This is a genomic window from Pseudomonas sp. D8002 (assembly GCF_013385695.1).
Lineage (GTDB): Bacteria > Pseudomonadota > Gammaproteobacteria > Pseudomonadales > Pseudomonadaceae > Aquipseudomonas.
In genome coordinates this window covers 1-19,060 of record NZ_JACAPM010000021.1, presented here as the reverse complement: position 1 = coordinate 19,060, position 19,060 = coordinate 1, and the positions used below count along the sequence as shown (strand labels likewise).

The window sequence follows — 19,060 nt, the reverse complement described above, 5'->3', positions numbered from 1 at the left end:
ATTCACCTCATTTATTTTCGGAAGGTCATGCACGAGCTGCGACGGTCACCCAATAACGGCTGCGATAGGTGATGTTCACCGACAGTGCCTGTGCCACCAGGGTCAGGACCTGATCGGTATCGTCCAACTGGTAAGTCCCGGACACACGCAGGCCGGCGACCGCTTCGCTGCAGCGCACCAGCCCAGCGCGGTAACGGCTCAGCTCCGCGAGGAAATCGTCCAGACGCATGTTGTGAGCGCTGATCACACCGTCGCTCCAGGCCCAGGGATCCAGGCCCGTGGTGGCGGGTGGACGCAAGCCGTTTCGATCAAACAGCATTTGCTCGCCGGGCTGTATCACCCCACGTGCGCTGGCCTGATGGCTGTCGGCGAATACCGCGACGCTGCCTTTTTGCACGGCGAGCAAGGTGCCGTGGGGCTCCTCGCGCACCATGAACCGGGTGCCCAAGGCGCGCAGATAACCGTCGCGGGTTTGCACCCAGAAGGGCCGTGGCGCGCTACCGTCGGCGCCCATGTCGATCAGGATTTCACCCTGGCGCAACTGCACCAGACGCCTTTCGGTGTTGAAGACTGTGTCGATGGCGCTGGCACTGTTGAGCTGGATACGGCTGCCATCGTCGAGGGCGACCCAACGCCGCTCTCCGGTGGCGGTGCGGTAGTCGGCCAGCAGGCCGGGCAATGGCGTGTAGTCGCGGCCGAACCATGTCAGCCCTGCGGCACCGGCGAACAGCCCGAGCAACTTCAACCCTTCACGGCGGCTGATGCGTTGGCGGGCACCTTGCAAGGCATGGCGGCCGACCTGTGCCGGCAACTGCGCAAACTCGTCACTCATCGACGAGACCCGTTGCCAGGCCTGCTGGTGATCGCCACTGGTTTCAAGCCAGCGTTCGAAGGCAGCGGTGGTGGCGTCATCGGCAATATTGAACCGCAGCTTGATCATCCACTGGATCGCCTGGTCCACCAATGGCGGATTAGCCTTCGGCATAACGCAACCGATAACAGGCATGCAGTGCCTTGGCCAGGTCGCGCTCCACGGTGGCCTTGGACACCCCCAGGCGCAGGGCGATCTGTTGGCAGGTCAAGCCGTCCAGTTGCGCCAGCAAAAACGCTTCGCGCACCCGTGGCTTGAGTTGGTCCAGCAGGCGGTCGATGCGCTCCAGGCTGTCGAGGATCAGCAGGCGGGTTTCTTCCGACGGCACCTCGACTTGCGGGAAATGCGCGAGACTCTCCAGATAGGCACGCTCCAGTTCGCGGCGGCGATACTGGTCGATCATCAGGCTGCGGGCGATGCTGCTCAGGTAGGCCCGGGGTTGCAGCAAGGCTTGCTGCTTGCGCGCATTGAGCAGGCGCACGAAGGTTTCCTGCGCCAGGTCGGCGGCGTGCTCACGGCAGCCCGTACGCCGGCTCAACCAGCCGCGCAGCCAGGAATGATGGGCATGGTAGAGCTGGCCGATGGCGGCATGATCCAGTGGGTGGTCGCTCGACATGGGCATCCTGGCGCGGGCGTCTTAATTGATAACGGTTCGCATTCTATGCGTTGGCCAGAGGATTGGGCAATCGTTGCCGTGTGGATTTGGCCGGATGCACAAACCCACACAGGCTTGACGGGGTTGCGGCTAAGCCTTGCGCAGGTGCAAACACTCAATCGAGCGGTCGACGGTGGTCTTGGCAATTTCCAGCAAATGCCACACCGCCAGCAACTTTGCCCGCTCGGGGCTTTGCAGCAGTTCGCCGCAGTCGAGGGCGGTGGCCGAGGCGCTGCTGAGCAGGCTGGCAGTGTAGAGCAGGGAGTCTTCGAAGCTCAGGTCTTCGTTGACGGTATGGAAGCCCTGGGAAGGCAGGTAGTGTTCGAGGGCGCGATTGAAGGCAGCGCGGTTTTTGAGCAGGTCGATGGGTGGGTCGGGGACGGGTTTATTCATGGTGTAACTCCTTTTCAGTTAAGGAGCCGACCCCTTCGCGACTAAACGTAGGGTGGCGGCTGTACGCAGGTTAGTCGACCGGCCGAAAAGGAAAAACCGGCGCACCCGAAGGTGCCCTGCGCACAGCCACCATAAAACCTCATGATGGGACATGCGCCTTTTCGGATCCGGGCGACTAAACCCGATCACTGATGAGCAGTGACGGGGCGAAGACTAGCCACCGGTTCCGGCAGGCACAAGGCCGAAAGATTGTCTCGGAAATGTCCCGCAAATCAAAGGGATTTACCCTGCTGGCCCTTTATTCATATCCGAATTGCCTCGCGAATTTTCCCCAAGGCTATTCTCAACGTCGCCAAATCAATCGACCCCAGCGCCACCCGCAACGCATGCGGCACATGGGCCGTACAGGCAAACGGCTCGGCACTGGTGACCCGCACACCCTGGCCCTCAAGCGCAGCCACCACTGCATCCGCCCGCAGACCTTCCGGCAACACCAGCCACAGGTAATACGACGCCGGATGCGCAATCACCTCACACCCTCGCAAGACCTCCCGGGCCAGCGCCTGGCGTTGGCGCGCATCCTGGCGCTTGTGCTCTTCCAGTGCATCCACTGCACCGGATTCTATCCAGCGGCACGCCAGGTTTACCGTGAGCGTCGGCGTGCTCCAGGTCGAGACACGGATCGCTTGCTCCAGCGCCGGCACCCACGCCTTGGGCGCGACGATAAACCCCACCCGCAACCCCGACGCCACACTCTTCGAAAGGCCAGACACATACACCGTGCGCAGCGGCGCATAAGTAAACAACGGCTTCGGTGCGGGCTCGGCGAGAAAGGCGTAGGCGCCGTCTTCGATCAGTAGAAAATCGTAGCGTTCAGCCAACGCTGCAAGGCGCTCGCGGTCGGCTTCACCCATCACCGTGCCCAGCGGATTGTGCAACGTGGGCATGCAATAAAAAGCCCGCACCGGGCGCCGTTTGCACAAAGCCTCCAGCGCATCCAGATCCGTATGCCCAGCCGGTTGCGGCAGCGGCTCCAGGTCGATGCGCTGGGACTGGGCCAGGGTTTTCAACCCGGGATACGTCAGCGCATCCACCGCCAATACATCCCCCGGTTGCAGCAGCGCCATCAGGCTGACGGCGAGGCCTTGTTGCGCACCGTTGACGATCAGCACTTGCTCGCCACTCACGCGAATCTGCCGATTGCGCAGGTGCCGCGCGGCGGTCTGTCGTTCATGGGCGCGTCCACCCTGCGGCGCGGAATGCAGCAGCGCATCGAGGTCGCCCGAGGCGGCAAGGGCACGCAAACCGTCGCGCAGCATCTCGGCCTGGCCCGGCAACGAGGGGTAGTTGAGGCTCAGGTCCACGGTGTCCGGTTGCAGCGGTTGTTGCACCAAGCCCATGCCCCGCAGCAACGTGGTGTCGCGCACAAACGTCCCGCGTCCCGGTTCACCCACCACCAGGCCGCTGGCCTCCAGTTCGCTGTACACCCGCAAGGCAGTGGCGAGGGCGATGCGATGGCTGTTCATCAGGCTACGCAGGGTCGGCAACTGGGTGCCCGGCGGCAACTGTCCGGCGCGAATCCGCGTGGCCAGTTCATCGACGATCAGTTTATAGCGGACCTGAGCCATGGTGCGTTCCTGTGCAAAGTGTATCTAGATCAATTTTTTGTTTGTATCAGGTGGGCTGATTAATCTACAGGCTTTCCCGGCGGATGGCTTGAGCATGATCGACCTCGCAACCCTGGCTGTGTTCTCTGGCGCAGTCCTGCTGCTGTTGTTATCCCCGGGCCCGAACATGGCCTTCGTGATCAGTCATGGTGTGACCTATGGCTGGCGCGGCGGAGTGGCGTCGGGGTTGGGCATCAGCGTGGCAGACCTGCTGCTCACGGCACTGACCGCAACCGGCGTGACCGCTCTGGTCGCCAGCTGGCCGCCGGCCTTCGACCTGATTCGCTACGCCGGGGTGTTGTACCTGCTGTGGCTGGTGTTCAAGACCCTGCAGAAATCGCCCGCCCTGGACACGGCCCACGTCAGCCGCGTGCCGCTGGGCCGGGTGTTTGTGCGGGCAATGCTCAACAGTTTGCTCAACCCCAAGGCGCTGCTGTTTTTCATGGTGTTCCTGCCGCAATTCGTCAGCCCCGAGGCGGGCCCCATCGCGCTGCAACTGGTGCAACTGGGGATCATCCTGACGCTGATCAGCGGTGTGTTTCATGCCGTGCTGGGGATTTTTGGCGGGGCGGTGAGCCGGTTTTTTGCCGGCAAACCGGGGAGCGCAGGCTTACAGAAATGGGGCCTGGCAACCGTGCTGATGGTGCTGGCCGTGCGCTTGGCATTGATGTCTCGCCCGACGTGAAACATCACTCATAAAAGGACGTTACCCATGTACATCGCAGCCTTTATCTACAAGCCCGGCGAACGGGATGACGAGTTCCAGCGCCTCACGAATCTGATCGACGCACTGGCAGCAAGGCTGCCGGGATACGTGGGGGCCGAGTCGTGGCGTTCGGCGGATGGCGGGTTGATCAACGCCAGTTATTACTGGCGTGATGAAGCGTCAATCCGCGCCTTTGCCAGCCACCCGACCCACCTGGAAGCCAAGCGCCTATACCGCCGCTGGTACGGCGGTTATCACGTGGTGATTTCCAAAGTGGAGCGGGCGTATGGGGACGGCACCATCGGGCATCTGGTGCCCGCCGACCGCCACGGGCGGGCGAACGCTTAACCCAACCTGGCCGCCGCCCGTGCCACGATTTCACCCCGGGTCTTGCGCGACTCGGCGGTGCGCTTGCGGGCTTCCTCCAGCACATGCGGCGGCGCGGTTTCCGGCCGGCCTGCATTGAATGGCGGCGCCGGGGCGTACTCAATCTGCAACTGCACCAGTTGCGCTGCCGCCTCGCTGTACAGCTCGGCGGCCAGGGTCAGGGCAAAGTCGATCCCGGCGGTAATCCCGCCCCCGGTCAACAGGTTGCCGTCACGCACCACGCGCTCCTGCACCGGGATCGCACCGAGCGGTGCGAGCAGGTCGTGGTAGGCCCAGTGAGTGGTCGCGCGACGCCCGCGCAGCAAGCCCGCGGCACCCAGCACCAGGGAGCCGGTGCACACCGATGTCACATAGCGCGCGGTCTGGGCCTGTGTCTTGAGAAACGCCAGGGTCTGCTCATCCTCCATCAATGCCCCGACGCCAGAACCGCCGGGCACGCAAATCACGTCCAGCGTCGGGCACTCGTCATAAGTGGTGCTGGGGGTAAATACCAAGCCGGTGCTGGAGGTGACCGGCGCGAGGTCCTTCCACACCAGGTGCAGTTTCACATCCGGCAGCGATCCCAACACGTCGTAGGGCCCGGTGAGGTCCAGTTGCTGGATGCCGGGGAACAACAAAAAGCCGATCTGCAAGGTCATGGGGACTGCTCCTGATAAAGGGATGGACGGCTTCACTCTAGTCACCTAGGCTTTGGCGCATACGCCATTGAGCCCACGAATTACGCCAACATGCCCAGAATCATCAACGTGCTCGCCTTTCCCAATGTGCAGGTGCTCGACGTCACCGGGCCCTTGCAAGTATTTGCCTCGGCCAATGACCTGGCGCGCCAGCAGGGCTTGCCGTTGCCCTATGCGGTCAGTGTGATCGCCGCGCAGGCCGAGCCGGTGATGACCTCGGCGGGCCTGGCCCTGGTGGCCGAGCCACTGCCGCCTGCCGATGCTCCGTGCGACACACTGGTGATTGCCGGCGGCTGGGGGGTGTACGGCGCCGCCGAAGACCCGGCGCTGGTGGACTGGGTTCGGCAAAAAGCCACCCAGGCCCGGCGCATGACTTCGGTGTGTACCGGCGCCTTTCTGCTGGCCGCCAGCGGTTTGCTCGACGGCCGCCGCGTGGTGACCCACTGGACGCGCTGCGAAGAACTCGCGCGCAAGTACCCACAGTTGACGGTGGAGGCCAATCCGATTTTCATCCAGCAGGGCAACCTGTGGACCTCCGCCGGCGTGACCGCCGGTATCGACTTGTGCCTGGCGCTGGTGGAGGAGGACCTGGGTCGCGCCGTGGCCCTGGAAGTGGCGCGGCACCTGGTGGTGTTTCTCAAGCGCCCCGGTGGGCAATCGCAGTTCAGCGTGACGTTGTCCCTGCAAAAGGGCGGTAGCCGTTTTGCGGAGCTGCACGCCTGGATCGCCGAACACCTGACCCTCGATTTGAACGTTGCCACACTGGCCGCCCAGGCGGGCATGAGCGAGCGCAGTTTCGTGCGCCACTACCGCAGCGAGACCGGCCAGACCCCCGCGCGGGCGGTCGAGTTGATTCGCGTGGAAACCGCCCGCCGGCAATTGGCGGACAGCAGCGCGTCGATCAAGCGCATCGCCGTGCACTGCGGCTTTGGCTGCGAAGAAACCATGCGCCGCAGCTTCCTGCGGGCGGTATCGATCACACCCCAGGCCTACCGTGAACGGTTTTCCTCACCCGGTTGAGGTCGAGCCTGTTTGAACGAATAGGTACGTTTTTGTATCAAGGTGCTATGTTACTCACAGTCCATTGCGCAGTGTCTTGATCCCAGGCCTCTACGTCGCGGTTTTGAACCTTCCCGGCGTGCGCACAGCTCATGAATTCACTACCTCCTGTCCTTGTCGAACTACGCGCGGCGACCGCTGCGCTGCATCGACGTCTCGACACTCGGCTGCCTTTTTCCCGTATGGACCTTGCGCTGTACCGCGAGTTGATGAGTGCCTATTACGGCTTCTATCAGCCGCTGGAGCGAGCCCTGGCGCCGTGGGGTGAAATCATCCCTGACCTGGAATGGGGACGGCGCAGCAAAACCCCGTACTTGCAGGCTGATTTGCGGGCGTTGGGCCTGGAAAACCTGCAGATCGATGCCTTGCCGATATGCCCCGAACTGCCCGCCATCACCAACGTGGCCCAGGCCTTGGGCGCCCTCTATGTGCTGGAAGGCGCCACCCTCGGCGGCCAGGTGTTGCGCGACCTGATCGAGATCAAGATTGGCGTGGGCTCCACCAATGGCGGCGCGTTCATGAATGTGTACGGGGCCGAGACCAGCGCCCTGTGGCAGCGCTTTATGGCGTGCCTTGACCCGCTGCGAACCGCGTACGAGCGCGTGGAGGCGGTGAAGGTCGCCGAGTCGACCTTCCTCTGTTTCGAGCAGTGGCTGGACCGCTGCGGGGTGCTGCGATGACCACGGTCGATACGCTGATCGACGATTGCGCCAGCGAGCCCATCCATATCCCCGGCTCGATCCAGCCTCACGGGTTGTTGTTGACGCTGAGCGAACCGGCGCTTGAGGTGCTGCAAGCCAGCAGCAACCTGAGCGTCGCGCTGGGCCTGGACGCGCAACGCCTGTCGGGCCAGGCGCTGGCAAGTGTGCTGGGCAGCGAAGCGGCAGTTCAGGTGAGTCGTGCCCTGGCAGACCTGGACGCCTTTAAGGAGGACGTGCATCAACTGACGCTGGATGGCTACGCCTACGACATCCTGCTGCATCGTCATCAAGGCCTGCTGTTTCTCGAACTGGAGCGGAGCCTCACGCTTGAGCACAGCGCTGTGAAGCAGCTGTCCCGAACGCTGCGCCGCTTGCAGTCGGCCAAGACGCTCGACAGCTTGTACCAGATCAGCGTGACCGAGATTCGTAGCCTCACCGGTTATGACCGGGTCACCTTGTACCGCTTCGAGCAGGAGGGCCACGGCAAAGTGATTGGCGAGGCCCTCAGCGACGGCATGCAGCCGTACCTGGGATTATGTTTTCCCGCGTCGGACATCCCGCCCCAGGCCCGCGAGCTGTACCGGCTGAACTGGATCCGCGCGATTCCCGACGCCGAGTACCAGCCGGTGCCGATCCTGCCGGCCCTGCGCCCCGACAACGGCCAGCCCCTGGACCTCAGCTTCGCCGTGTTGCGCAGCGTGTCCCCGGTGCACTGCCATTATTTGAAGAACATGGGCGTGCGTTCGTCCATGAGCATTTCGCTGCTCAAGGACGACCAGCTCTGGGGCCTGATCACCTGTGGCCACCGTGAGCCGTTGCGCGTGCCCCATGAACTGCGCACGGCGTGCACCAGCATCGGCCAGTTGTTGTCGATGCAGATCACGTTGCTCCAGGAGCAGCAGGAGCGCCGCCAACAACGCGACAAGGCCGCCATGGTCGAAGAGTTGGTCGCCGCCATGACCGCGGACCAGTGCGATGTGATGGAAAGCCTGTTGCCCTATGCGCAAACGCTGCTGAACCTGACCGCCGCCGGTGGCCTGGCGATTCGGGTGGAAGAGCGCCTGCATGTGTTCGGCGTTTGCCCTGCACGTGCTGAAATCCACGCCTTGCACCAGTGGGTGCGCGGACAGGGCAAAGGCGTGGTGCACAGCCATCAATTGTCGGTGGACTTTCCCCCGGCGGCGGCCTACCAGGCCCATGCCAGCGGCCTGTTGGCGTTCTGCCTGCCCAAGCCGGTGGACAACGCGGTGATGTGGTTTCGCCCGGAGGTCCAGTCCTCGGTGGAGTGGAGCGGCCAGCCGGTCAAACATCAGGAACCGGGCAGCACGACCTTGAGCCCGCGCCTGTCGTTTGAGTTGTGGAAGCAGCAGGTCGACGGCAAGGCGCTGTATTGGTCGCTGTCGGAGCTACAGGCGGTGGAGAGCCTGCGGCGCAATGCCCTGGAGCATGACCTGGCGCGCCAGGTGCAACGCGAACATGCTGCGGTGCGGGCGCGTGACGAGCTGGTGGCGGTGGTCTCCCATGACCTGCGCAGCCCGCTGACCATCCTGCTGATGCAATGCGGCATGATGCGCAGCATGGTGCCCGCCGAGGACAACAAGGCGAACCGGCGCCTCTCCACCGCGATTGAAACCATGCAAAACGCCACCGCCCGCATGAACACGCTGCTGGAAGACCTGATCGATATTTCGCGCATCGAGGCTGGGCGCTACAGCGTTTCGCTGCAACGACTCGATGTGGCGGCAACCCTGGACCAGATCTGTTCGATGTGGCAACCGCTGGCGGCGGCCAAGGGTTTGGACCTGACTTGGCGCTCAGTGGACGGGCTGAGTGCCCAGGCCGACCCTGAGCGACTGTTCCAGGTGTTTTCCAACCTGCTGGGCAACGCCCTGAAATTCACCCCGGTGGGCGGTGTGATCGAGGTGATTGCCGAGGCCGCGGGCGATGAGGTGCTGTTCCGGGTGTGCGACAACGGTGTCGGCATCGACCCGGCGCAGTTGCCGTATATCTTCGAACGCTACTGGACCTCCCGCGTGGGCAACCCCACCGGCAGCGGGCTGGGGTTGTACATTTCCCACGGCATCATCGAGGCCCACGGCGGCACCCTGTGGGCTGAAAGCGTGGTGGGGCAGGGCAGCGTGTTCAGCTTCAGGATTTCGGCTGGGGGCTGAGGCTCAGCAGCTCGAATATCGCCTCAAGGGTCGCTTGGGGCGCTTCCTGGGGAATGTTGTGGCCCACGCCGGCCAACACTTCGCGCCGATAAAACCCGCTGAAATTTTCCAGGTCGTCATCTTCAACCGGAGCCGGACCTACGCCGTCATCAGCGCCGCACAACGAGATGCTCGGTACTGAAATCGGCGGTGGCTGTACCAGCGCCTGCTCGATGCTTTCCAGCGCCGGATCACCCGGCGCGTACATGAAGCGGTGCCGGTAGGAATGGACCACCACCTCGACAAAATCCGGGTTATCAAACGAGGGCGCTGTCTTGCCATACAGGCTCGGCCCTTCGGCCCAGGACGGCGACCAGAGCGCCCACAGCAACTGGCAGAACTCACGCCGGTTGGCGGTCAGTCCGTCGACACCCCGTTGGGTATGAAGGTAAAACTGATACCACAGCCGATGCTCTGTTTCCGGCGCCCGAGGCTTGGTCGACGCAGCGATATCCTGAATGTTGTAGCCATCGCCCGTCACCAGGCCGCGCACCCGTTCAGGCCAAAGCGCCGCAACGATACACGCCGCGCGTCCGCCCCAGTCATAGCCCACCAGCGTGGCTTTTTCGATGGACAGGGCATCCATGAAATCCAGCAAATCCTTGGCCAGCGCTGCTTGTTGGCCGGAGCGCATCACCTGATCGTTGATAAAGCGCGTCGGGCCATAGCCGCGCAGGTATGGCACCAATACCCGGTAGCCACGTGCGGCGACCACCGGGGCGATCTCGTCATAGCCACGAGGGTCGTAGGGGAAGCCATGCAGCAGGATCACCACCTCACCGCCTTCCGGGCCATGGGTTTCGTAAGCGATATCGAGCATGGGCGTGCGGATGTGAAGGGTAGGCATGGAGGCTCCGAGGGTGGAGGGAAAGTGTTGGAACTGTAGACCAAGCGGGTTACCGAGTGTGGTTCAAAAGGCTGCAATTGCTTGACTTGTCTAGACCGGCCTGGCGCAAGCCGATGCAATTACCCCAAGGGTCGCGCACCTGGCACATCCACTCGCCGCCCTCGACTTCCATTGGCCCGCGATACAACGTGGCGCCTAACGTGACTGATGTTTCCGTCGGCGACCAGGCTGGCAGTGACGCCGAGTAATGCGTCGGCAGAGCGCCGATCAATACGAGCCTTGTGTCAACGATGGTGTTTGCCAAACAACCTGTGGCGAGGGAGCTTGCTCCCGTTGGGCTGCGCAGCAGCCCCAGGTTTTGTTGACTGTGTTCTTTGAGTTAGATGGCGTTGAGCTTTTTGGGGCCGCTTCGCGACCCAGCGGGAGCAAGCTCCCTCGCCACAGTGAGGGGCTGACTTAAATCTCTGCGTGGGTGATGACGTGTTTAAAGTGATGCCGCCACAAATCCGCGCCCAGTTTCCCCGAGCAATCCAGCGACGAACCCACGGTCAAATCGCTGATCAGCGTGGGCTGTAATCCGGCATCAAACAACGCAAACCCGGCCGCCAGCACACAGGTGTCAGTCTGGATGCCACACACCAACACCCGGTTTGGCGCGAGGCTTTTCAGGTGGCTGATGGTCTCGGGCGTGGGCGCGTAGCCGTGTTTGATGAAGATATGGTCAGCGGCGATCAGGCTGTCGTCGTCGGGCGCCGGCTGCCAGCCGAGTTGGCGGGCGAACGGGGTGATGCTTTCGTCGTGGCGCTCTACGGTGGCCACTGACGGCATGCGACCCAGCAAGGCGTTGATGCCGATTACCAGCCAGTCGGGCGGGGCGAAGGAGGGTTGTACATCGATGATCAGTAGGACTTGGCGCATTGGCATCCTGGTATAGATCGAAGGACCACGCATTGTGCACCGGGTACACCTCGTCTCCAAGTCTGGCGCGGTCTATGTGGGAGCAGGCAAGCCAGCTCCCACAAGGTTACTCAATTGCCTTCAGATTGTGCTCGGGCTCAAGGCTGCCAAACCGTCTTCACCCCGCTCAACTTCCGGTCCAGAAACGTCGCTGCGCTGATCAGCGCCAAATGGCTCAACGCCTGCGGTGTATTGCCCAAATGCCGTGCCTGGTTATCAAACTCTTCGGCATACAAACCCAGCGGGTTGGCATAGCGCAGCAACTGTTCAAACTCCAGATGCGCCTTCTCCACTTGCCCGGCCCGGGCCAGGCATTCCACGTACCAGAACGAGCACGCTGCAAACGCGCCCTCGGTGCCTTGTAGCCCATCAATCTGGCTGTCGTCGTTGCGGTAGCGGTAGACCATGCCGTCACGCACCAGGCTTTTCTGGATCGCCTCCAGTGTCGACAACCAGCGCGGGTCTGTCGCCGCAACGAAGCGCACCAGTGGCATCAACAGCATCGAGCCATCCAGCGCGGTGCTGCCGATATGCTGCACGAAGTGGCCGCGTTCTTCGTTCCAGAAGTTGCTCCAGATATCGGCATAAATCGCCTGGCGAGTCTGGTCCCAACGGGCAAACGGCGCCGGTAGCGAGCGCTTGGACGCCAGTCGAATCGCCCGGTCCAGGGCCACCCAGCACATCAGCCTTGAGTGCAGGAAGTGATGCTGCTCACCGCGCATTTCCCAGATGCCGACGTCTTTGTGGTTCCAGGTTTCGCAGACCTGGTCGGCTACTTCCACCGTGTGTTTCCAGCCCTCATGGGAGATGGCCTCACCGTATTTGTTGACCAGGTATACCGCGTCCATCAACTCGCCGTAGATATCCAGTTGCACCTGGTCGTACGCCTCGTTGCCGATGCGCACCGGTTGCGCGCCGCCGTGGCCGCTGAGGTGGCTCAGCTCGGTTTCCGGCAGTTCCTGGCGGCCGTCGATGCCGTACAGGATGTTGATTTTCATCGGCTGATCGCAGCAGTCACCCACCCGGCCTTTCAACCAGCGCATGTAGCCGTTGGCTTCCTCGATAAACCCCAGGCGCATGAACGCGTAGACGGTGAACGAGGCGTCGCGGATCCAGGTGTAGCGGTAGTCCCAGTTGCGCTCGCCGCCGGGTGTTTCCGGCAGGCCGAAGGTGGCGGCGGCGAGGATTGCACCGTGTTTGCGCGAGGTCAAAAGCTTCAAGGCCAGGGCCGAACGATTGACCATCTCGCGCCAGCGCCCACGGTAGTTGGATTGGGAAATCCAGCCGCGCCAGAACTTCAGGGTGCGCTCCAGGCACAGGTCGGTGCAGTCGTTTTTGACTCGGGCATCGTCCAGCCCGCCGAGGACAAACTCGGCGCCTTCTTCCTGGCCGAGTTCAAAGGATGCTACGGCAGCGTCGCCATCCAACTGCAGGGTGTGGCTGCTGGTCAGGCGCAGGCCGGGTTGGTCTGCGGCCTCAAACAACACGTCGCCGTCATCTTGAGTGGCCCGGGTCTGGGCGCGGGCGTAGTCATGACGCACTGCGCAGCGCATATGGATGCTCGCTTTGCCGCTGACCACCCGCACCCGCCGAATCAGGATCGGCAGGTCGTCAACTTCTTCACTGACGGTCAAGAAATCGGTAATTTCCACCACCGCGTCATTACTCAACCAGCGGGTTTGCAGCACGTTGGTGTCGGGCAGGTAGATCTGCTCGCGGCGGGCGTCGGGCAGGTCCGGCGTGAGCTGGAAGATGCCGGCGGCGGGGGAGTCCAGCAATGAGCAAAAGATGGAGGGGCTGTCGAACTCCGGCCAGCAGAAAAAATCGATGCTGCCTTTGTCGTTCACCAGCGCTGCACTGCGCATGTCGCCGATGATGCCGTGGGCATCAATGGCACTTTGTGGTTCGTTTTTCAGATCAACCATTGCCACGAAACTCCGGATAAAGGCTCATGCCGCCATCAATGAACAGGGTGCTGCCCACCACGTAGTCGGAGGCATCACTGGCCAGCCACACCACCGCGTTGGCCACGTCTTCGACGTCACCCACGCGGCCATAGGGAATCAACTTGAGCAGTTCCACTTCGGCCGCGCCTTCGGTGGCGGCGCGGTTGATGGCCGTGCGGATCGCTCCCGGCGCAACGCCGTTGATGCGGATGCGCTGCTGGCTGACTTCCTGGGCCAGGGTGCGCATCAGCATTTCCACGCCGCCCTTGGACGCGGCGTAGTTCACGTGCCCGGCCCAGGGAATCACCTGGTGCACCGAACTCATATGGATAATCTTCCCGGCGGCCCGGGAAACACCTTCGCGGATGCCCTGGCGGTTGAAGATGCGCAACGCGGCGCGGGCGCAGAGGAACTGGCCGGTGAGGTTGACGCCGATCACGGTGTTCCAGTCGTCGAGGGTCATGTCGACGGCAGCGGCGTCTTTCTGCATGCCCGAGTTGGCCACCAGGATGTCCAGGTGCCCGAAGGCATCAAGGGTCTGGGCAAACAGGCGCTCCACATCGGCCTCTTTCGACACGTCGGCGCCAATCGCAATGGCCCGGCCGCCGTTGGCGTTGATCTGCGCCGCCAGTGCTTCAGCCGGCGCCGCCTGGGCGTTGTAGTTCAGTACCACGGCGGCTCCGGCCTCGGCCAGGGCCTTGGCGGCCCCCGCGCCGATTCCGGAACTGGCGCCAGTCACCAGCGCCACTTGTTGCTCCAACGAAATGCGCATTGCCCACCCAACCTTTTTCAGAGTGCCCAACTAGCTGACTGACGGGGCGGCCCACAAGTTCACCGGCTGTCTGGAATGCGACGATGGCTGTCTATATCTATCGTTTTTGCCACAGGACTTTTCGCTAGAATCGACGCTTGATTGATGCGAGACCTCAGCCGATGAACTGCCCACCCCGCCCGTGGCTTGAAGCCTACGCCGACAACTACCGCAACGATGACGTGGTGCATCCCCATTGCCACGCCCAGGCGCAATTGATCCACGGTGTGTCCGGGGTGATGGTGGTCAGCACCGCCCAGGGCAGTTGGCTGGTGCCGTCCGGGCATGCGCTGTGGGTGCCGGCCGGAACCCCGCACGAGATCCGTATGGCCGGCGAAGTGCATATGCGCACGCTGTTCCTCATGCCCGAGGCCGAGCCGGGGCTGGGGCGCACCTGCCAGGTGATTGAAGTGTCGGCATTGCTGCGGGAGCTGATCGTCGCCGCCACGCAGATTGCCGGGCACCACAGCCCGCGTCTGCAGGCCATGATCGAGTTGATCCGCATGGAACTGCTCGCCGCGCCGGTTGTGGCGATGCACGTGCCGGTGCCCGGCGAAGCACGGCTGGCCAGGCTGTGCACGCATTTCATCCGCAACCCTTCTGACGACAGCAGCCTGGAATCCTGGGCCGACAGCCTGAACATGAGCGCCCGCACCCTGAGCCGGGTGTTCCAGCGGGAGTTGGGCATGAGTTTCGGTGAATGGCGCAAGCGTGCGCGGTTGGCCCTGAGCTTGAAGTTGCTGGCCCAGGGCGTGTCGATCCTGGAGGTGGCGCTGGAGCATGGTTACCAGAGCCCGAGTGCGTTCAGCGCGATGTTTCGCAAGTCGCTGGGTTATCCGCCAAGTCATTTTCGGCCCGGAGTTTAGTGTTGCGTCAGGTAACGCTATTGTCCGTTTAGCGACGATACATGGCCCTGACGCGGGCGAATCGGACAGGCCATCTGCCTAATCTGCAAGGCTCCTTCTTGAGCGAGCCTTGTGATGCACAGCCCTTCTTTTCACCCATGGATGCCCATCGCCCTGTTGAGTGTGCTGGCCGGGTGCACTGGTGTGCCCGGTCAACCGTCGACCGTCACGGCGCAGCCTGCACCGCGGCTCTCCGCCGAGTCGGCCGAGGCGTTGTCCGCCCGTTGGTGGCAGCTGTACCGCGACCCGCAACTGGACGCCCTGGTGGCGCGGGCCCTGCACCAGAACAAAGACCTCGAAGCCGCCGCCGCCCATGTCGATGCGTTGCTGGCGCAGCTGGAACAGGCAGACGGCGAGCGCCTGCCGTCGACTTCCCTGGATTATGGCCTGGCCTACGGTCGCAGCCGCGATGACCAGACGCTGGCCCAGGCGACTAACCGTCATGCCGGTGCCGAATGGAGCCACACCCCTGAGTTTTCCCTGAGCTACACCCTCGATTTGTGGGGCGAGGTGCGTTATCGCATCGCTGCGGCACGGGCGGATGCCCAGGTGGCGCGGGCGCTGGAGGATGAGCTGCGGGTGACGGTGGCCGCGCAGACGGCCCGCGCCTATGCCCAGGCCTGCGTCTATGGTGTGCGCGAACAGGTGCAGGCGCACTCGGTGCAGCTGCTGGAGCAGAGCGTCGCGGTCACGCAGAAGCTGCAAAAGGCCGGCGCGGCCACGCAACTCGACCTGGCGCGCCTGCAAGGGTTGCTGGAAGAAACCCGGGCACCGTTGCCGATGTTCACGGCCCGGCGCAGCAGCGCGCTGTATGAGTTGGCCGTGCTCAGCGGGTTGCCGCCGGAGCAGGTCACGCCACGCAGCTGTACCCAGGCCCCGCAGTTGCAGGCGCCTTTGCCGGTGGGCGAGGGTTGGGCACTGCTGCAACGGCGGCCGGACATCCGCCGCGCCGAAGGGCAATTGCGCGCAGCCACCTTGACGGTGGGCCTGTCCCGCGCCGAGCTTTACCCGCGGATCACCTTCGGCGCGATGCTCGGTTCGTCCGCCAGCAGCCTGGGCAAACTCGGGGACCGCTACGCCACGGTGTATTCCGTCGGGCCGCTGGTGTCCTGGCGCTTTCCCAACCGGCAGGTCGCCCAGGCGCGGGTCAGGCAAAGCCAGGCCGAAGCGCGCCAGGCCCTGGCACGGTTTGACGGTACGGTGCTCAACGCACTGAAGCAGGTGGAGCAGGCCATGGCCCTGTACCAGGGCGAACAGCAGCGTGGGCAGGCCCTGGCCGCCGCCCTGGACAACAACCGCCGCGCCTTCGACCTGGCCTCCCGCGGCTACCATTCCGGCGCGCTGGATGCCCTGCAACTGCTGGACAGCGAACGCAGCCTGGTGGGCCTTGAAGCCCGCGTGGCCGAGTCCGACCTGCGCTTGATCAACCGCCAGATCGACCTGTTCCAGGCCCTCGGTGGCGGCTGGCAGCGTGACGATCCAACCGCCCCCTTATCTGTCGCTGTCAATGGAGCCAAACCATGAACCAGGCTGTTGAACCCATTCGCCTGACCGTTATGCAACGTCATCGTCGCGCCCTGGTGACCACGGCTTCCCTCGCGACGCTGGTGGGGCTGGCAGCCTTTGCCGGGTACTGGTGGCAATGGGGGCGTTTTCTTGAAGAAACCGACGATGCCTATGTGCGCGCTGATTGGGTCGCTATCAGCCCGCGCATTGCCGGGTATGTAGCCCAGGTGCTGGTGGAAGATAACCAGCCGGTCAAGGCCGGGGATGTGCTGGTGCGTATCGATGAGCGGGATTTCACCGAGCGTCTGAACAGCGCCCAGGCGCAACTGCAACAGGCGCAAGCAGCAGCGAGCGCACAGCAGGCATCGGTGCAAACCCTCGACGCGCAAATGGGCGAGCAACAGCAACGCATCGCCCAGGCCCGGGCGGAACTGAGCAGTGGCGAGGCCGAAGCCCGGCGCGCGCGGCTCGATTACCAGCGTTATCGTGAATTGGTCGCGCAACAGGTGGCCAGCGCCCAGCACCTGGAAACCGTCAGCGCCAGCCAGGCCAAGGCCCAGGCGGCCCTGGCCCAGGCGAGCGCCCAGGTCGCGCGGCAGCAGGCGCAGTTGCAGGTCTTGCAGGGACGCCGGCAACAGGCGCAGGCGCAAATCGTCGAGCATCAGGCACGCATCGGCGAGGCCCAGGCCAACCTCGCGCTGGCCCGCAATGCGTTGAAGGACACCGAGATCCGCGCGCCTTTTGACGGCGTGGTGGGCCAGCGCAAGGTCCGGCGCCAGCAATACGTGATGCCCGGCCTGCCGCTGTTGGCGGTGGTGCCGGTGGAGCAGGCCTATGTGATTGCCAACTACAAGGAAACCCAGTTGCAGCACATGGCGCCGGGGCAGTCGGTGGAAATCGCGGTGGACAGTTTTGCCGGCGCACATTGGCACGGCAAAGTGGAAAGCATCGCCCCCGGCTCCGGTGCGGTGTTCGCGCTGTTGCCGCCGGACAACGCCACCGGCAACTTCACCAAGATCGTCCAGCGGTTTCCGGTAAAGATTCGCCTGGAACCCGGTGAGTCGCGGGTGCTGCCGGGCATGTCGGTGATTGCCACGGTTGATACCCGCCCTGCCGCCAGCCAGGAGCACGTCCATGGAGGCTGAAGGGCGTGTGCCGTTTCGCGCCTGGGTCGCGGTGATCGGCGGGCTGTTCGGCTGCTTCATGGCCGGGATGAACGTGCACGTCACCAGCGCCGCACTGCCGGAAATCGAAGGTGCACTGGGCGCGACGTTTGAGGAGGGTTCGTGGATTTCCACCGCTTACCTGGTGGCGGAGATCATCATGATTCCCCTCACCGCGTGGCTGGTGCAGGTGTTTTCCCTGCGCCGGGTGATGCTGTGGGGCTCGGGGATATTCCTGGTGGCCTCGGTGGCGTGTTCGCTGTCGCCCAACCTGCAAGTGATGATCCTGATCCGGGTGGTGCAGGGCGCGGCCGGGGCGGTGCTGATTCCCTTGTCATTCCAACTGATCATCACCGAGCTGCCGCCCAGCAAGATCCCGCTGGGCATGGCCTTGTTCAGCCTGGCCAACAGTGTGGCCCAGGCCGCCGGGCCGTCGATTGGCGGCTGGCTGACCGATGCGTATTCCTGGCGCTGGATCTTCTACCTGCAACTGTTCCCGGGGATCGCGTTGCTGGCGGCGGTGGCCTGGTCCATTGACCGCCAGCCGATGCAGCTGGGCCTGCTGCGCCAGGGCGACTGGCTGGGTATCGGCTGCATGGTGCTGGGCCTGGGTGCGTTGCAGATCGTGCTGGAGGAGGGCGGGCGCAAGGACTGGTTCGGCTCGCCCTTTATCGTGTGGATGACACTGCTGGCGGTGGTGGGCCTGATCGGCTTCGTTGCCCGGCAATTATGGGGCGCGCACGCCTTTATCAACCTGCGACTGTTGGGCCACTACAACTTTGGGGTGGCCAGCGTGGCGATGTTTATCTTCGGCGCCAGTACCTATGGCCTGGTGTTCCTGGTGCCCAACTACCTGTCGCAATTGCAGCACTACAACGCCAGCGAAATTGGCGTGAGCCTGATCGCGTATGGTCTGGTGCAACTGATCATGGCGCCGTTTTTGCCGCGCCTGATGAAGTGGGTCAGCGCCAAAATGCTGGTGGCTTCGGGGTTCGCGATCATGGCTTTGGGCTGCTGGATGGGTGCGCACTTGTCGGCGGATAGCGCCAGCAATGTGATCGTGCCCTCGATCGTGGTGCGCGGCATGGGCCAGCCGCTGATCATGGTGGCGTTGTCGGTGCTGGCGGTGCACGGCCTGGCCAAGGCGCAGGCGGGGTCGGCGTCGGCGGTGTTCTCGATGCTGCGCAATCTGGGGGGCGCCGTTGGAACAGCGTTACTGGCGCAGTTGGTGGTGGTGCGTGAGCGGGTGCATTCGGCGCGGATCGGGGAGGCGGTGACGCTGTTTGACCCGGTGCTGCAACAGCGCTTGCCTGGCGGGGTGCTGCAGGAGCAGTTGCCGGAGCATCAGGTGGTGTTGGACCTGCTGGATCGGAGTGTGCGCCATCAGGCGTTTTTGATGGCCTACAGTGATGCGTTCTTTCTGGCGTGTGTGGCGTTGGCAGCGTGTGCGGTGGCGGCGTTGATGTTGCGGCGGATCTAGGGGCAGTGCTGTGGGGGACTCAAGTGAGCGCAATGGTTCAGGTGTGTTTTTTATGGTTTTGGGGGCTGGGTACATATCCGTTATTTGGGTGATGGCCGCTTATGGTTCCGCTCTTACAG

19 protein-coding genes are annotated in these 19,060 nt (G+C 63.5%); 10 read left to right on the top strand and 9 right to left on the bottom strand.

The annotated features are described in order from the left end of the window. Positions 1 to 25: 25 nt before the first annotated feature. The 4 genes from HX807_RS12530 to HX807_RS12515 all read right to left on the bottom strand — a co-directional run bounded on the left by HX807_RS12530 (position 26) and on the right by HX807_RS12515 (position 3,547). Positions 26 to 985 (bottom strand): FecR domain-containing protein, encoded by a 960-nt coding sequence (locus HX807_RS12530; protein ID WP_177050143.1) that lies wholly within the window; start codon positions 983 to 985, stop codon positions 26 to 28. Next, a complete protein-coding gene (locus HX807_RS12525; RefSeq protein ID WP_102369583.1) occupies positions 972 to 1,487 on the bottom strand; it encodes a sigma-70 family RNA polymerase sigma factor in 516 nt (171 codons plus the stop codon). The genes HX807_RS12530 and HX807_RS12525 overlap by 14 nt, the downstream gene beginning before the upstream one ends. Positions 1,488 to 1,616: 129 nt before the next feature. Beyond that, positions 1,617 to 1,919 carry a DUF6124 family protein gene (locus HX807_RS12520; protein WP_003208197.1) on the bottom strand — a complete coding sequence of 101 codons (303 nt, stop codon included), beginning with the start codon at positions 1,917 to 1,919 and terminating at the stop codon, positions 1,617 to 1,619. Positions 1,920 to 2,221: 302 nt separating this feature from the next. Next, a complete protein-coding gene (locus tag HX807_RS12515; protein WP_177050140.1) occupies positions 2,222 to 3,547 on the bottom strand; it encodes a PLP-dependent aminotransferase family protein in 1,326 nt (441 codons plus the stop codon). 94 nt (positions 3,548 to 3,641) lie between these two features. Between HX807_RS12515 and HX807_RS12510 the strand changes: the two genes are divergently transcribed. Then, entirely contained in the window at positions 3,642 to 4,271 is a 630-nt protein-coding gene (locus tag HX807_RS12510) for a LysE family translocator (RefSeq protein ID WP_177050138.1), read from the top strand. 27 nt (positions 4,272 to 4,298) lie between these two features. Beyond that, a complete protein-coding gene (locus tag HX807_RS12505) occupies positions 4,299 to 4,640 on the top strand; it encodes an antibiotic biosynthesis monooxygenase (RefSeq protein WP_003208192.1) in 342 nt (113 codons plus the stop codon). Here HX807_RS12505 and inhA read toward each other — a convergent pair. Beyond that, positions 4,637 to 5,317 carry an isonitrile hydratase gene (gene inhA / locus HX807_RS12500; RefSeq protein WP_102369581.1) on the bottom strand — a complete coding sequence of 227 codons (681 nt, stop codon included), beginning with the start codon at positions 5,315 to 5,317 and terminating at the stop codon, positions 4,637 to 4,639. The two genes, HX807_RS12505 and inhA, sit on opposite strands and share 4 nt — an antisense overlap. Before the next feature lie 90 nt (positions 5,318 to 5,407). On the opposite strand from inhA, the gene HX807_RS12495 reads away from it, so the two are divergent. From HX807_RS12495 to HX807_RS12485, 3 genes are all read left to right on the top strand, one after another. Further along, complete coding sequence (locus HX807_RS12495) at positions 5,408 to 6,376, top strand: GlxA family transcriptional regulator (RefSeq protein WP_177036734.1); 969 nt, start codon at positions 5,408 to 5,410, stop codon at positions 6,374 to 6,376. 131 nt (positions 6,377 to 6,507) lie between these two features. Next, positions 6,508 to 7,095 (top strand): biliverdin-producing heme oxygenase, encoded by a 588-nt coding sequence (locus HX807_RS12490; RefSeq protein ID WP_032899296.1) that lies wholly within the window; start codon positions 6,508 to 6,510, stop codon positions 7,093 to 7,095. Then, positions 7,092 to 9,287 carry an ATP-binding protein gene (locus tag HX807_RS12485; RefSeq protein WP_177050137.1) on the top strand — a complete coding sequence of 732 codons (2,196 nt, stop codon included), beginning with the start codon at positions 7,092 to 7,094 and terminating at the stop codon, positions 9,285 to 9,287. The genes HX807_RS12490 and HX807_RS12485 overlap by 4 nt, the downstream gene beginning before the upstream one ends. On the opposite strand, the gene HX807_RS12480 is transcribed toward HX807_RS12485, so the two are convergent. After that, complete coding sequence (locus HX807_RS12480; RefSeq protein ID WP_032899294.1) at positions 9,265 to 10,173, bottom strand: alpha/beta fold hydrolase; 909 nt, start codon at positions 10,171 to 10,173, stop codon at positions 9,265 to 9,267. The genes HX807_RS12485 and HX807_RS12480 overlap by 23 nt on opposite strands. A 113-nt stretch (positions 10,174 to 10,286) precedes the next feature. Between HX807_RS12480 and HX807_RS31655 the strand changes: the two genes are divergently transcribed. After that, on the top strand, positions 10,287 to 10,421 hold the full coding sequence (locus tag HX807_RS31655; protein WP_256344300.1) for a hypothetical protein: 135 nt from the start codon (positions 10,287 to 10,289) through the stop codon (positions 10,419 to 10,421). Between the two features lie 208 nt (positions 10,422 to 10,629). Here the strand turns inward: HX807_RS31655 and HX807_RS12475 are convergent, their stop codons facing one another. The 3 genes from HX807_RS12475 to HX807_RS12465 all read right to left on the bottom strand — a co-directional run bounded on the left by HX807_RS12475 (position 10,630) and on the right by HX807_RS12465 (position 13,848). Next, positions 10,630 to 11,091, bottom strand: a complete 462-nt coding sequence (locus HX807_RS12475; protein ID WP_177050135.1) for a cysteine hydrolase family protein — start codon at positions 11,089 to 11,091, stop codon at positions 10,630 to 10,632. A gap of 137 nt (positions 11,092 to 11,228) precedes the next feature. Continuing rightward, on the bottom strand, positions 11,229 to 13,055 hold the full coding sequence (locus HX807_RS12470; protein WP_008434531.1) for a glycoside hydrolase family 15 protein: 1,827 nt from the start codon (positions 13,053 to 13,055) through the stop codon (positions 11,229 to 11,231). Beyond that, entirely contained in the window at positions 13,048 to 13,848 is an 801-nt protein-coding gene (locus HX807_RS12465; RefSeq protein ID WP_003208175.1) for a glucose 1-dehydrogenase, read from the bottom strand. Before HX807_RS12465 ends, HX807_RS12470 begins: the two co-directional genes overlap by 8 nt. Positions 13,849 to 14,009: 161 nt before the next feature. On the opposite strand from HX807_RS12465, the gene HX807_RS12460 reads away from it, so the two are divergent. From HX807_RS12460 to HX807_RS12445, 4 genes are all read left to right on the top strand, one after another. Then, on the top strand, positions 14,010 to 14,753 hold the full coding sequence (locus HX807_RS12460) for a helix-turn-helix domain-containing protein (RefSeq protein ID WP_102605376.1): 744 nt from the start codon (positions 14,010 to 14,012) through the stop codon (positions 14,751 to 14,753). A 114-nt stretch (positions 14,754 to 14,867) separates the two neighbouring features. Continuing rightward, entirely contained in the window at positions 14,868 to 16,316 is a 1,449-nt protein-coding gene (locus HX807_RS12455) for an efflux transporter outer membrane subunit (RefSeq protein ID WP_177050134.1), read from the top strand. After that, positions 16,313 to 17,443, top strand: a complete 1,131-nt coding sequence (locus tag HX807_RS12450) for an HlyD family secretion protein (protein WP_177050133.1) — start codon at positions 16,313 to 16,315, stop codon at positions 17,441 to 17,443. Before HX807_RS12455 ends, HX807_RS12450 begins: the two co-directional genes overlap by 4 nt. Then, complete coding sequence (locus tag HX807_RS12445; RefSeq protein ID WP_177050132.1) at positions 17,433 to 18,941, top strand: MDR family MFS transporter; 1,509 nt, start codon at positions 17,433 to 17,435, stop codon at positions 18,939 to 18,941. The genes HX807_RS12450 and HX807_RS12445 overlap by 11 nt, the downstream gene beginning before the upstream one ends. The last annotated feature ends 119 nt before the right edge of the window (positions 18,942 to 19,060 follow it).